The sequence below is a fragment of the Bradyrhizobium sp. SOJA106 genome (assembly GCF_059448745.1).
Map to the genome: position 1 here is coordinate 6992835 of NZ_CM182549.1, position 14261 is coordinate 7007095.

Genomic DNA, 14261 nt, shown 5'->3' on the forward strand with positions numbered 1-14261 from the left:
CTTAGATGTTTATCTCCGCTACGTTGGCGATCCGTTGATCGAGATCAATCCGCATCTTGCGAGATTTAGGTTGTTCGCGAAATTCGAGAGCCGACAGGCTTTTTCATCGGCGAACAGAGTTCGGTATGTGCCGATTCGTGGCGCTTTGATCGGGATCAACATGCTGGCTGCTGTTTGCTGCCATCATTCTTATTGCTCCAGAACTGAATAGGCGTTGCGGGCCCGGAATATTCTCGATCGCAATTGGTGAAACGGTTCATTGGGTTACAGGAGAAGCATCGTGTCCGCACATACTTTACCTCCGCGCGAACTGAAGTTGCTGCGGGCGCTTTTGGTCATGCTCATGACTGTAGTGGGGCTTTCCGGCCTCGCGATCGGCAGCTCCAACGCCCAGGAGAAGCCGACGAATCCCGTTGCCGACGCCAAGAAAGCGGTAGACACGCTGATCAATCATCTGCGCGGTCGCGACATGCCCGAAGGCATCGTGAAGACGAACGGTCGTATCGAGGCCACCCAGGTGGACGTGGCCGCCAAATATGGCGGTCGCCTCGCGACGTTGTCCGTCGACGAGGGCGATGAGGTCACCGCCGGCCAGGTTGTCGCCACCATCTCGTCACCGGAAACGGAAGCCCAACTGCGATCGGCGCAGGCCCAGGTGCTGAAAGCGAAGCAAGCCTATGCGGAATCTCTTGCTCTGATCGCGCAGCGCAACAGCGATTTGACGTTCACCAGGACCGACTATGAGCGCGGAAAAACGCTGCTGCAAAATGGGAATATCGCGCAGCAGGTTGTCGACCAGCGGCGCAACAGGTTCGAAGCGGCCGACGCCGCCTTCGTTGCGGCCAACGCTCAGCGCGACGAGGTCGAAGCCTCGATCAAGTCGGCCGAAGCCGAGGTCGAACGGCTTCAATCAATCATTGTCGATCTTGCGCTGGTCTCGCCCAGGAGCGGACGCGTGCAGTACCGACTTGCTCGAGCCGGGGAAGTGGTGTCCTCGGGGCAGCGCATTCTGACGATTCTCGATCTCAGAGACGTCTACATGACGATCTATTTGCCTGCCGACCAGGCCGGCCGTCTCAAGATCGGCGATGAGGCCAGGACCATTCTCGATCTGGTGCCGCAATACGTCTTCCCCAATACAATCAGCTTCGTGGCTACCGAGGCGCAATTTACGCCGAAGAGCGTGGAAACGACGGAAGAGCGTGAGAAGCTGATGTTCCGCGTCAAACTCCAGGGTGACCCGAAGGTACTGGATCAATATCACAAGTTCGTAAAAACAGGCGTCCGCGGTCTCGCCTTCGTGCGCACGGACCCGAGAACCGCGTGGCCCAAAGAGCTGGAAGTAAAGCTCCCGCAATGACAGGAACCTTTGTTGCTCGAGTCGAGCACGTCGTGCACTGCTACGGCAAGGTGCAGGCGGTCGATGATCTCACGCTCGATATTCCCGCCAATTGCATGGCCGGGCTGATCGGGCCCGACGGCGTCGGTAAATCCTCCTTGCTCGCCCTCATTTCCGGCGTGCGAAAGATACAATCCGGCAAGGTCACGGTGCTCGACGGCGACATGGCGGACGAGAGACATCGCCAGGCGAGTTACGGGCGCATTGCCTACATGCCGCAGGGGCTCGGCCGCAACCTCTACCCGACGCTCAGCGTCTTCGACAATATCGACTTCTTCGGACGCCTGTTCGGCCAGGGCGCCTCCGAACGCCGCATGCGCATCGACGAGCTGCTCAAGGCCACGGGCCTCGACCCCTTCGGCGATCGACCGTGCGGCAAGCTCTCTGGCGGCATGAAGCAGAAGGTGAGCCTCTGCTGCTCCCTCATGCACGATCCCGATCTTCTCGTTCTCGACGAACCGACTACGGGCGTCGATCCGCTCTCGAGGCGCCAGTTCTGGGAGCTGATCGATTCCATCCGCGCCCGCCGTCCGCAAATGAGCGTGATCGTCGCAACCGCCTACATGGACGAAGCCAGTCGGTTCGACTGGCTCGCTGCCATGGATGACGGCAAGGTGATCGCCCAAGGCGCCCCGAAGGAGATCCTCGCCAGGGCAAGCAAGAGCAGCCTCGACGAAGCCTTCATTGCCCTGCTTCCTCCGGAAAAGCGTGGTCAACATCAGGACGTCATCGTACCGCCGCGCACCGAGAGCGACGACAACACGCCGGCGATCGAGACCCAAGGGCTTACGCGCCGGTTCGACGACTTCGTCGCCGTGGATCATGTGAGCGTCAGCATCGGACGTGGCGAGATCTTCGGATTCCTCGGCTCCAACGGTTGCGGAAAGACCACCACCATGAAAATGATGACGGGACTTCTGCCCGTCACCGAAGGTTCCGCCAAGCTGTTCGGGAAACCGATGGCGGCCGACGACATGGAAGCGCGACAGAACGTCGGCTATATGTCGCAGGCCTTCTCGCTCTACAGCGAGTTGACCGTGAGGCAGAATCTGGAACTGCACGCCCACCTCTATCATCTGCCAGCGAACGAGATCGATGCCAGGATCGGCGAGCTGCTGGACAAATATGGTCTGAAGGACGTGGACGGCGCCAAGCCGGAAAGCCTGCCTCTTGGAGTCAAGCAGCGGCTGCAGCTCGCCGTTGCCGTGCTGCACCGGCCGCTCATGCTGATTCTCGACGAGCCCACGTCGGGGGTCGATCCGGTCGCCAGGGACGCTTTCTGGCGCACCTTGATCGATTTGTCGCGCAACGACGGCGTCACCATCTTCCTCTCGACGCACTTCATGAACGAAGCGGAGCGCTGCGACAGAATCTCGCTGATGCATCAGGGGCGGGTGCTCGCGGTCGGCGCACCAAAGGAACTGGTCGCAAGCCGCAACAGCGCCTCGCTGGAAGACGCGTTCATTTCCTATCTGGAGGAGGCGGGCGGAGCCGGCAAGGACAAGACATCGGAACCCTCGCCGGTGCAAGCGCACGCGGAAGCCGCCGGGGCTCCCAAGCCTTTGGCATCGCCCCCCGTCAGGGGGACCCGCTCGACGAGACGCTTCGATCCTGGACGGATGTGGGCCTATGCGCGGCGGGAAACGATGGAGCTGTTGCGCGATCCGATCCGGCTGGCGTTCGCGTTCGTCGGCCCCGTCATTCTCATGCTGGCGATGGGTTATGGCATCACGTTCGACGTCGAGAACCTGAAATATGCAGCCTTCGACCAGGACCAAACCCCTGAAAGCCGCAGACTGCTCGAAAGCTTTTCCGGGTCGCATTACTTCACCGAGCGGCCTCCGATCGGCTCCACGGCGGAGTTGGAGCGACGCATGCGGAGCGGTGAACTGGCCGTCGCGGTCGAAATTCCATCCGGCTTCGGCCGCGATCTCGCGAACCTTCATCCGCCAGAGGCGGCTTTCTGGATCGACGGCGCCATGCCATTCCGGGGCGAGACGACTAAAGGCTACGTGACCGGCCTGCTGGCGCGCTACGTGCAGGACCTCGTGACGGAACGCTTCGGCGCCAATCCGCCGAGCAACCTCCGCCTGGGCAGCGTGAAAATCGACAACCGCTTCCGCTACAATCAGGCCTTCAAAAGCGCCTTTTCCATGGTTCCGAGCGTCATCGTGATCATGCTCGTGCTAATTCCCGCCATCATGGCAACCATAGGCGTGGTCCGCGAGGTGGAGACCGGATCGATCGCCAATTTTCGATCGACGCCCATCAGCAAATTCGAATTTCTCCTCGGCAAGCAGTTCCCCTACGTCGTGGTCGGAATGCTAACGTTCGTCATCCTGGTCCTGATGGCCCTCATTGTATTTGGCGTGCCGGTCAAGGGGTCTTTGGGAGCACTGACCTTCGGAGCTCTGCTCTACGTCTTTTCGACTTGCGGTTTCGGGCAACTCGTCTCGACCTTCACGAAAACCCAGGTTGCTGCGGTGTTTGCAACCACAGTCCTCTCCATCATCCCGGTGACGAATTTTTCGGGCTTGCTGGTGCCGGTATCGTCGCTGACCGGCGCCGGCAGGGCAATCGGCCTGGCTTTTCCCGCGGCCTGGTTCCAGCCCATCAGCGTCGGCACCTTCACCAAAGGGCTGACCTATTCCGATCTCGGCTTCAACGCGCTCGTTCTCGCGGTGTTCGCGGCCGGATTCTTCGCAGCCGCTCATTTCTTTCTCCGAAAGCAGGAGACCTAAGATGCCGACGATGCGCGGGGGAGCAGACTCGCGAGAACGATCGACGCCGCAACCAGGGACGCCGACCGCGCGCCCCCGTGGAAAGCGGCTTGCCAAGCTCCGGCTGCACTTGACCAACATCTACCGCTTGACGATCAAGGAGCTGCGCAGCTTCCGCTCCGACCCGATCATGTTGGCGCTCGTCGTCTGGTCTTTCACCATTGCCATCCACGCTGCTGCAACCGGCGCCTCGACCGAGGCGACCAACCTTGCGGTTGGAATCGTCGATGAGGATCGCTCCGATCTTTCACGCCGCATCGCCGATGGCCTGACACCACCCACCTTCAAGCGGGTGCTGCAGCTGCAGGCTTTCGAAATCGACGCTTCCATGAACTCGCAACGCGTCATTTTCGCGATCGAGATTCCTCCTCGATTTCAGCGGGATATTCTGGAGGGTCGGCAACCCACTGTGCAGATCAACGTCGATGCCACGGCCGCCGCCCAAGCCTTCAACGGCATGACCTATATCCAGAATGTGATCACGAAATATGTGATGGATTTTATTTCCGGGCGCGAGGGTTTGGGCGTGCCCCCGCTCAAGATGGTCACACAAGTCAAGTTCAACCCCAATTTGACCTCGAGTTGGTTCACGTCTGTGATGGGAATCGTCAGCAACCTGACCATGATCACGGTGATGCTTACGGGGGCCGCACTGATCCGCGAACGTGAGCAAGGCACGGTCGAACATCTGCTCGTCATGCCCGTCGTTCCCACCGAGATCATGCTGTCCAAGATCCTCGCGAATGGCGTCGTCATCGTGCTTTCGACGGCCATATCACTGGCACTTGTCGTCGAGTGGTGGCTGCAGGTTCCGGTCGCCGGATCGCGTCTGCTGTTCCTGGGCGGCGCCTGCGTCTACGTACTCACTGTCGCCGCACTCGGCATTGCGCTCGGCACCATCGCATCGACCATGGCTCAGTTCGGCTTGCTCTCGATCCCGGTGCTGCTGGTCATGATGCTCCTTTCCGGCAGCACGACGCCTTTGGAGAGCATGCCAGTCTGGCTGAAGTACCTGATGCTCGTCATCAGTCCGACGCCACATTTCGTGATTTTCTCGCAGGACGTGCTCTACCGGGGCGCGGATGCTTCCATTGTCTGGCCCGAGATCGTTGCCATAGCCGCGATCGGCTGCGTTTTTTTTGGCGTTGCGCTGTACCGCTTCCGCCGCGTGATTTTTGGGAGCTGAGCAGCCTGCGCATCCGGCGAGAGGCCCCGCATTGCGGTAAAGATCTATCCGGCCGCCGACAGGACCCGCATCGACCGACGTTTGGCATCGGCAAGCAGCAAAGCAACAGCTGCTGAAGCGAGGCGCGTCCGCAGCTTGTCCGAACTACTTGTCAAGACGATCGGGACGCGGGCTCCCAGCACGATTGCCGCGCCAACGGCTCCCGACATGAACGTTAGCTGCTTGACCAACATGTTTCCGGATTCGATGTCGGGCACGAGCAGGATGTTCGCTCTGCCCGCCACTGGCGATGCAATATGCTCCTGCTGGGCAGCCTCGGTGCTCACCGCGGTCTCAAACGCAAGCGGGCCGTCGATCAGGGCGCCAGAAATCTGTCCCCGATCGGCCATCTTGCACAGCGCAGCCGCTTCCACGGTCGATGGGATCTTCTTGGTGACGTGTTCGACCGCCGAGAGGATCGCAAGCCTCGGTTCATCGAAACGAAGGACGTTCGCCAGATCTATCGCGTTTTGGCAGATGTCCCGTTTCTCGGCCAGACTGGGAAATATGTTGATCCCGGCATCGGTGATAATAAGTGGACTCGCGTAGCTTGGTATATCCATAACGAAGGCATGGCTCATGCGCCGCTCGGTCCGGAGACCTGTCCCGGCCATAACAGCTTCATGCAACAATTCGTTTGCCCGTAAGCTCCCCTTGATGATGACTTCCACCTTGCCTTCTCTTGCAAGCGCCACCGCTGCACCTGCCGCCGCAGCCCCGGGCGCGCAGTCGATAATTTCACACGCCGTCAGAGCCAATGAGGCCGACTCGGCGACCGAACGAATGCCCTTTTCGGGACCGACCAGAACCGGATTGATAAGCCGGGCTTCTGACGCACGGATGGCCGCCTCAAGCGACGCGCGATCGCGAGGATCGGCAACCGCGGCTCGAACGGGTTCGAGCTCTGCGCAGTGCTTGAACAGTTCGTCGTAACGATCCTGCCGTGTGTTTGAGACCTCCGGCAGGGCTGATCCAGGCCCCTCTTTTGTTTCTGCATGATCATCCATGATCACTCCCCTCGGGACTATTGGCCGGACAGGACGCTTTTTGGCGAGGCGGCGGCCTGAGGAACGAGATTGCGTTCAATGATCAACCACCAGGCTTGACCGAAGCAAAATGGACTAGGACGGTGGCGCGAATTCCATCTGGTGACGCCAACATCGTCCCCGTTTGTGACACTAAGCCGGCGGACGTCGATGGTCTTGATGTGGGTCAATGCGATCCGGCGCTGTTCCCGCGTGAAGAGGCTGCCTGCACGCCCCGTCAGGATTTTGAGCAATTGCACGAACAGCAAGGCGCTTCGGATTCAGGGGAGTCTAGTTGAAAAGGCAAGTTGCGATAAAATGAACGGAAAGCTCGGACGGGCAGTTCGGATCGGATTTGGTGGAGCGGTTGGTGGGCGCACCAGGGCTCGACCAGGGGCCCGCCATTCGGCGAGTCATTGCGAGCCCGCTCCGGGTTCGAGCGCGTCGTTTTACGTTCGAAACGGCGACGAGCACATTTGCCTGTATCGGCAGAACTGGCCACGAGCGGTGCGGAATCATTTGGAGTAAGGCGAGCGGCTTCCGCTCGATCGCGGCGCCGCCCGCCGCGTTCTGCACACTTGACGCGCCAACAAAAAAACTATACCGTATAGTATATTTATAACGGAGATATGGAATGCGTTGCATAACGCGTGCGATGACACTGGACGGTCTTTGTCGGGCAGCTCGATCATCGGGACGGCAATGGGCGCGCCCCACTCGCCGGTCTCGTCTGTTGTCGGGAGCAGTGGCATGCCCGTGAAAGGCTTGATCGCAGCCACGATATCGCTGATGTTGACCGCCTCGGCGACTGCTCAAGCTTTGCCGCCGCCCCCACCCCCGCCTGAGATGCCACCGGACGGACCGATTCTGGAGATGGTCGCGGGAATGGTTATCCAAAAATACAAATCTTCGAGCTGCGAGGACCTGAAGGCAAAGAAGGGGGAGCCACCAGCAGAGATTGTTGGAGCAGCAGTCGCATTCTTGAGGGATCACCCTTCAGTGAAAGTCAAGTTCATCAACAAGGTTGCGGCGCCGGTCGCAAATAAGATGTTCGATTGCGGCCTGATTCCATGAAACGGCCACGCGGCCTGAGACGCATTCTTTCCCTCGATGACTTGAGATCACGTCGAGGAAAAATCTGCCTAGATCACTCTTCGGCTACATCGCGGGCGCGCAACGGGGACCGGAGTTACCTTCGAGGAAAATCACAAGGCATTTGCCAATTCGGCTTTCTGCCGCGAGTTCTGGCTGACGTCTCGGCCCACGACAACTCGGTCGAATTGCTCGGGCGACGCTATGCCTCACCCATTGGAATCGCCTGATGGGCTTGAGTGGAGTTGCGTCGCTTGACGGCGACGTCGCGCTGGCTGAAGGCTCACACTTTTGCGATCCTGGTGCGACGCAGCTGACAGCCCTCGAGCGAAGCCGCCTAAGCTGGTAGTCGTTGGTTCTAGGCCTATTTGCCCGGAGAGGACGATCGCATCGCGGCGATGCTCGATAGGGTGGCATGCATCATTTGGATAATCGCAAAGTGCCCTGCCCCGTCGCTCCTTCGGATGTAAGCCCGAGTTTAGGAGGGTCCATTCGTAGTTCGCCACCGTAGCTAATCAAGAGCGCTTGAGCCGCACGGTCGGAAATCGGTGATGCTCAAACATTTTGCCGATTCCGGTGCGGATAATCCTCTAGCTTTCAATCATTGGCTTGGAGATTATGGACTCAAACGTGCAGCGGGGCGGGGCTTCTCGCTGGTCACACGCTGGATGAAGCAACGCAACTTCCTTCGATAAGGTTAAGATCGACCGGCCGTTTGTTGGAACGCCGACCGAAGGAAGCGGATCGATCGGCATCGTGAGAGCAGTAGTTGCCTTGGTGCAGAACATCAAATGTCGACCACGGCTGAGGGAGTCGCCAGCCAGCCGAACTGGTGCTATCCAAGGCGCGGTTGGACCAGGCGATGGGAGTACGGCGAACCACCCGACCGGGAATACAAGAGACGACAAACCAGGGTCCACCGGTCCAGATAAGGCCAGCAGAAAGTAACCTCACCCCACCGCAAACTCAGCCTTCGTGCGGTCTTTCGGAGCGACCGCGGTCCAGGCGCGCCTACGCCGGACGGACCTTCTGAAGCACCGGTGCATGACTTTTCCCGGCCTTGCCCCGACGAGATGAAGATGTGGCAGAGGGGTTCGCGGGAGATGCCCCTCGCCGACTGCACAAATGCACCCCTGCTGCCCGCATCCATCTCTGGCAAGCACACATTTCTCAACGCAGGCAAGCGACCAGGTCTCGCACCTTCTATGCTGCTGTGAAGCGTACCACTTCGTAGAAGATCGCAGCCTGGCGTACAAAATCGCTGGAGTTGGTAGCGGGGGAGCGCTACCGCCTTTCCCCACACCAACCAAACTTACGATATCTCATCCATTCCTTAGCATGAGGCAGTTCTCGAGCCCGAGGTAAGCGCAGTTCTAAGCTGGTATGAAGCTATGTTGTAGGAGATCTTGCCGGCGGTAGCGTCGAAGCGACCCTTTTCGCGAGAAATCGAAGGTGCGCTATTTCGACTTCACTGCCGGCTACGACTGGGACGCCATAGCGAACACCGGTTACCAAATACAGTGACGAAGGGCTCTAGGAGCGGGATCGGCTTTTCGCGGTCGCGGAGATTTGTGCGGTTGCGGCGAGGAGGACTTCGTTGGTCCTGGACGGACCCCAGCCGACCAATTGTGCCTTTGCGCTCGAAGCGGAAGCTACGCGTCACTGAGGTCGGCAAGGGCCAGGTCGAGGAGATTGACGTGACCTGCGATGGCCTGCCGCTGCATCTGCCGAAATTCGCCTGACGGGATGCCCGCGCGATGTTTCCCGCGAGGGCGCCTCGCCCGTTATCAAAGGAAGCCGATCGATAGCCAGGGCACGGCGGCAACGATCAGCGTGCCGATCAGGAGCGCGATCATATAGCCCACGATCGGCTTCATGCCTTCGTCCGGATTGATGCGGCTGATGGCGCAGGCCGCGTAGTAGCCGACGCCGAACGGCGGCGCGAACAGGCCGATGCCCATGGCGAGGACGACCACCATCGCATAGTGGACATCGTGCACCCCGACCTGCCGCGCGATCGGGAACAGCAGCGGACCGAACAGGACGATGGCCGGAATTCCCTCCAGCACGCTGCCCAGGATCACGAAGGTCACGATCGTCACCGCCAGAAAGACGGCGACCCCACCCGGAAGGCTGGTCATGAACTTTGCCAGCGAGCCAGAAAATCCCGATTGGGTCAGCGCCCACGCCATGCCTGTCGCCGCGCCGATGATGAGCAGAATCGCGCCTGACAGCGAGGCTGTCTCGACCAGCATCGGATAGATGCGACGCCAGTCGAACTGGCGATAGACGAAGAGACCCGCGCAGGCCGAATAAAGAATGCCGATGGTCGAGACCTCCGTTGCGGTCGCGACACCTTCGACGACGGCGGTCCGGATCACGAATGGCAGCGCGATGGCCGGTATCGCGATGACGAAGGCGCGGCCAATCTCCCGGGCCCTCGCCCTTTTGACGTGAGACAGGTCCTCGCGGCGATATCGCCACCATACCACGGCCGCGAGCATGACCGCGAGCACCACGCCGGGAAGCAAGCCGCCGGTGAACAGCGCCGAGATCGACACGCCCGTGACCGAGCCGATCGTGATCAGGACCAGCGAGGGGGGGATCGTCTCGGTCTGGGCGCCGGTCGCCGCGAGAAGCGCAACGAGGTCTCCCGGTTTAGCCCCGCGCTGCCGCATCTCGGGAAACAGGACAGGAGCCACCGCAGCCATGTCCGCTGCCTTGGAGCCGGAAATGCCCGAGACCAGATACATCGCTCCGACCAGCACGTAGTGCAATCCGCCGCGCACGTGGCCCAGGAGGCTCGCCAGGAAACTGACCATGGCGCGCGCCATGCCCGTCATCTCGATCAGGAGGCCGAGAAAGACGAAGAGCGGCACGGCGAGCAGGATCAGGTGGCTCATGCCCTCGTCCATCCGTCCGATCATCACCACGTCGGGCGTGCTGGTCGTCAAGGCGAGATAGCCGACCGTCGCAAGACCAAATGCGAATGCGATCGGCACGGCCGCAAAGACCATCGCGCCTACGACGAAAACGAAGAAAATCAGGAGATTCAGATTACCTAGCGGCTTCAAAAAGGGAGCGAGCAGAACGAAGGTCGCGATGATGCCTGCGACCATCGCGACCGAAGCCAGTAAGCTGCGCAGGCTCGCAATGCGGATCAGTCGGAGGGCCGCTGCGATCAGCATTAGTCCCACTCCGGTCGGCAACGCTGCCGCACGCCAACTGTTGACAATCTCGAGCGCGGGCGTCGTGACGAATACCTCATCGGCGGCGAATTCGTAGGCCGGCCAGACGACCAGCACGAGAAAGGCCAGCGTTGCTGCGGCCGCCACGACATCCAGGAATGCACGAACTTCTGCACTGAGGACGCCGACGATTGCGGTCATCCGCATATGCTCGCCGCGCTGAAACGCAATCACCGATCCGAGCATGGCGAGCCAGAGGAAGAGAATGCCGGCTAGCTCGTCAGACCAGACGATCGGCGAGCGAAACACATATCTGCCCACAATGCCCGCGGACAGCACCGCGATTTCCGCCAGCACGAGCAGTGCTGTAGGTACAGCGACGATATGGCCGAGCACAGTGTTCGCTGTCACGACCCAACTGCGCCGGCCCGCCTGCGACGCGCGGGCCGCCACACCGGCATCCAAGTGCGGCGTATGGCTCACGCTGGTCATGATAGCTGGCCCGCGGCTTTCTCGAGCTGCGACCATGCCTCCTCGCCAAATTTGGCTTTCCAGTCAGCGTAGAAGCTGGTTTTCGACAAGGCCTGGCGGAAGGCGGCGCGATCGACGTCGATGAATTTGAGACCCTTGGCCGAAAGATCGGCGCGAAGTGACTGGCTAAGCTTCGCGATGTCGGCGCGCTGATCGACCGCGGAGCGGTCGAGCTCGCGCGTCACGATCTCCTGCACGTCCTTCGGCAGGCGCTCGAAGGCGCGCTTGTTGCCGAGGATCCAGTAGCCGTCCCAGACGTGCCCTGTCAGGCTGCACGTGCTCTGCACTTCATAGAGCCGGGCGGTCGCGATGATTGGCAACGGATTCTCCTGCCCGTCAACGACCTTGGTCTGCAACGCGGAATAGACCTCATTGAAGTTGATCGGCGTCGGCCCGGCGCCGAGCGCCTTGAAGAGCGAAGTGAGCAGCGGCGCGGGCGGAACGCGGATCTGGAAATTCTTCAGATCATCCGGCGTCCGCACCTCGCGGCCGGACGAGGTCACCTGGCGGAATCCGTTGTCCCAGGCCTTCGACACCGCCATGATCGGCGTCTTGGCGATCTGCGCCCGGATGTAGGTGCCGAGGTCGCCGTCCATCGCCTTCCATACGCTGTCGTAGTCGGTGAATGCGAAGCCGGTGTTCACGATGCCGGCGCTCGGCACCAGGGTGGCAAGGATCGAGGACGATTGGTTGAAGAACTCGACGCCGCCGCTGCGAACTTGGGTCAGGAGCTCCGTGTCGGAGCCGAGCTGATTGGCCGGGAACTGCCTGATCTCCAGCCGGCCGCTGGTCGCTTCGCGGATGCGATCGATCGCCTCTTGCGCGCGGAGGTTCACCGGATGGGTCGGGTCCTGTCCGGTTGCGAACTTATAGACGAACTCGGCGGCAGACGCCGGACGGGTCAGAATCGCGCAGAGAGGTACGGCACTCGCCGCCATCAATAGCGAACGGCGGCTGATGCGTCCGGGCTTCGATACAGTCATGTTTTCCTCCTGATCCTGTATTGACGTTGTGCCGGCTGCATGAGCCGGCGCTGGTTTTCAGCTGTCCGGGCTCTTCGACTGCCCGCATTCGGGTAACAGCCATCGCTCGCCCGCCGCAACATGCAGCGGGTGGAACTCTTCACTCGGATTCGGCCTGACTGGCGCTTAGTGCCGGTGCGCTAAAGCCACTGCTTGATCTGCCTTGCGACCTCGGCGGTGGAAATGCCATAGCGGTCGTGCAGCGTCGGAAGTGCACCGGCGTCAAGAAACTCGTCCGGCAATGCAATCTGGCGGAACGGCGGATGGACGCCTGAACGCATCAGGAGTGCGGCGACCGCCTCGCCGAGACCGCCAATCGTCGTGTGGTTTTCGGCAACGACAACCAGGCGGCCTGTCTTGCCGGCTTCACGCAGTATCGTCTCGGCGTCGAGCGGCTTGATGGTCGGAACGTGGAGCACCGCGGCATCGACGCGGTCGTTCTTCAGAGTTTGCAACGCCTCGAGCGCACGCATGGTCATGATGCCGGATGAGATGATCAGAACATCCTTCCCGTCACGGATCAGCTTGGCTTTGCCCAGCTCGAACTTGTAGTCGTATTCGTCGAGCACGACCGGCACCTGGCCTCGCAGCAGGCGCATGTAGACCGGCCCCTGATGCCCCGCGATTGCGGGCACCAGTTGCTCGATTTCATGCGCGTCGCAGGGATCGATGACCATCATGTTCGGCATGGCGCGGAAGAGCGCGAGATCCTCCGCGGCCTGGTGGCTCGGGCCATAGCCGGAGGTCAGCCCGGGCAATGCACAACCGATCTTCACGTTGCGGTCTTCCTCCGCAATCGTCTGATGTATGAAATCGTAGGCACGGCGGGATGCGAACACGGCGTAAGTGGTCGCGAACGGCATGAAACCTTCGGCAGCAAGGCCTGAGGCGGCGCCGAACAGAAGCTGCTCGGCCATGCCCATCTGGTAGTAGCGGTCCGGAAATTCCTTGGCGAAGATGTGTAGGTCGGTGTATTTGCCGAGATCGGCCGTCATGCCGACCACATCGGAACGGCTGCGCGCGAGCTCGACCAGCGCATGGCCAAACGGCGCCGGCTTCGTCTTCTGTCCCTCGGCCGCGATCGAAGCGATCATGGCTGAGGTGGTCAGGCGCGGCTTGCCCTGCTGTGGTGCTGATCTGACGGTCTTCATTCCTGCCTCCCGACTTCCAGCGCGGCCAGCGCGAGCTGCCATTCGTGCTGCTCGACGCGGATGAAATGGTTCTTCTCCCGCTGCTCCAGGAAGGGAACGCCCTTGCCCATCAGCGTGTCGGCAACGATCATCCGCGGCTTGGGCGCGGGATGAGACTTGGCGACATCGAACGCGGCAACCACGGCATCGAGATCATTGCCGTCGATCCGCTGCACGAACCAGCCGAAAGCCTGAAGCTTCTCGACCAGCGGCTCGAACGCCATCACCTGCGTCGGAGGACCGTCCGCCTGCTGATTGTTGACGTCGACGATGCCGATCAGATTGTCTAGCTTGTAATGGCCCGCCGACTGGACGGCTTCCCAGACCGAGCCTTCATCGAGCTCGCCGTCGGAGAACAACGTGTACACCCGTGCGTCCGATTTCTTGCGCTTCAGTCCCAGGCCCATCCCGACGGCGATGCTGAGCCCAAGCCCGAGCGATCCGCCCGACATTTCCATTCCGGGCGTGTAGGAGGCCATGCCCGACATCGGCAGGCGGCTCTCGTCGCTGCCATAGGTTTCGAGCTCTTCCTCGGGGACGATCCCCGCCTCGATTAAAGCCGCATAGAGCGCGATGGCGTAGTGCCCATTTGAGAGCAGGAAGCGGTCGCGTTCGTCCCAGGACGGATCTTCCGGCCGGTAGCGCATCGCGTGAAAATAGGCCACGGCGAGGACGTCGGAGATGTCCAGCGCCTGTGCGATATAGCCCTGGCCCTGGACCTCGCCCATGCGCAGCGCATTGCGGCGAATGTTGTAGGCGCGGTCGGCCAGCTTGGGCGTGTTGGTCAGCGTTTCCATCGATCTAGGTCC

At 60.9% G+C, this 14261-nt stretch carries 11 protein-coding genes; 5 read left to right on the forward strand and 6 right to left on the reverse strand.

The genetic code is table 11. The features are described from left to right. The first annotated feature begins 280 nt into the window (after positions 1-280). Genes AC5V87_RS33035 through AC5V87_RS33045 form a run of 3 tightly spaced genes read left to right on the forward strand, consistent with a single transcriptional unit; the run spans position 281 to position 5365 of the window. The gene (locus AC5V87_RS33035) at positions 281-1360 is read left to right on the forward strand and encodes an HlyD family secretion protein (RefSeq protein ID WP_495368990.1); all 1080 of its coding nucleotides are present in this window, start codon (positions 281-283) and stop codon (positions 1358-1360) included. Beyond that, positions 1357-4140, forward strand: a complete 2784-nt coding sequence (rbbA, locus tag AC5V87_RS33040; protein ID WP_495368991.1) for a ribosome-associated ATPase/putative transporter RbbA — start codon at positions 1357-1359, stop codon at positions 4138-4140. Before AC5V87_RS33035 ends, rbbA begins: the two co-directional genes overlap by 4 nt. A 1-nt stretch (position 4141) precedes the next feature. After that, a complete protein-coding gene (locus AC5V87_RS33045; protein WP_495368992.1) occupies positions 4142-5365 on the forward strand; it encodes an ABC transporter permease in 1224 nt (407 codons plus the stop codon). Positions 5366-5409: 44 nt separating this feature from the next. Here the strand turns inward: AC5V87_RS33045 and AC5V87_RS33050 are convergent, their stop codons facing one another. Together AC5V87_RS33050 and AC5V87_RS33055 are read right to left on the reverse strand one after the other, a co-directional pair. Further along, positions 5410-6411 (reverse strand): bifunctional enoyl-CoA hydratase/phosphate acetyltransferase, encoded by a 1002-nt coding sequence (locus AC5V87_RS33050; protein WP_495368993.1) that lies wholly within the window; start codon positions 6409-6411, stop codon positions 5410-5412. 17 nt (positions 6412-6428) lie between these two features. Next, positions 6429-6698, reverse strand: coding sequence for a hypothetical protein (locus AC5V87_RS33055; protein ID WP_495368994.1), 270 nt, complete (start codon positions 6696-6698; stop codon positions 6429-6431). 481 nt (positions 6699-7179) lie between these two features. On the opposite strand from AC5V87_RS33055, the gene AC5V87_RS33060 reads away from it, so the two are divergent. Further along, the gene (locus AC5V87_RS33060) at positions 7180-7503 is read left to right on the forward strand and encodes a hypothetical protein (protein ID WP_495368995.1); all 324 of its coding nucleotides are present in this window, start codon (positions 7180-7182) and stop codon (positions 7501-7503) included. Then, a complete protein-coding gene (locus tag AC5V87_RS33065) occupies positions 7500-7751 on the forward strand; it encodes an alpha-hydroxy-acid oxidizing protein (protein ID WP_495368996.1) in 252 nt (83 codons plus the stop codon). Before AC5V87_RS33060 ends, AC5V87_RS33065 begins: the two co-directional genes overlap by 4 nt. 1557 nt (positions 7752-9308) lie before the next feature. Here the strand turns inward: AC5V87_RS33065 and AC5V87_RS33070 are convergent. From AC5V87_RS33070 to AC5V87_RS33085, 4 genes are all read right to left on the reverse strand, one after another. After that, positions 9309-11201 (reverse strand): TRAP transporter large permease, encoded by a 1893-nt coding sequence (locus AC5V87_RS33070; RefSeq protein WP_495368997.1) that lies wholly within the window; start codon positions 11199-11201, stop codon positions 9309-9311. Beyond that, positions 11198-12223 (reverse strand): TRAP transporter substrate-binding protein, encoded by a 1026-nt coding sequence (locus AC5V87_RS33075; protein WP_495368998.1) that lies wholly within the window; start codon positions 12221-12223, stop codon positions 11198-11200. Before AC5V87_RS33075 ends, AC5V87_RS33070 begins: the two co-directional genes overlap by 4 nt. Positions 12224-12402: 179 nt before the next feature. Further along, complete coding sequence (locus AC5V87_RS33080) at positions 12403-13413, reverse strand: transketolase family protein (protein WP_495368999.1); 1011 nt, start codon at positions 13411-13413, stop codon at positions 12403-12405. After that, positions 13410-14249 carry a transketolase gene (locus tag AC5V87_RS33085; protein WP_456842914.1) on the reverse strand — a complete coding sequence of 280 codons (840 nt, stop codon included), beginning with the start codon at positions 14247-14249 and terminating at the stop codon, positions 13410-13412. Before AC5V87_RS33085 ends, AC5V87_RS33080 begins: the two co-directional genes overlap by 4 nt. Positions 14250-14261 lie beyond the last annotated feature (12 nt).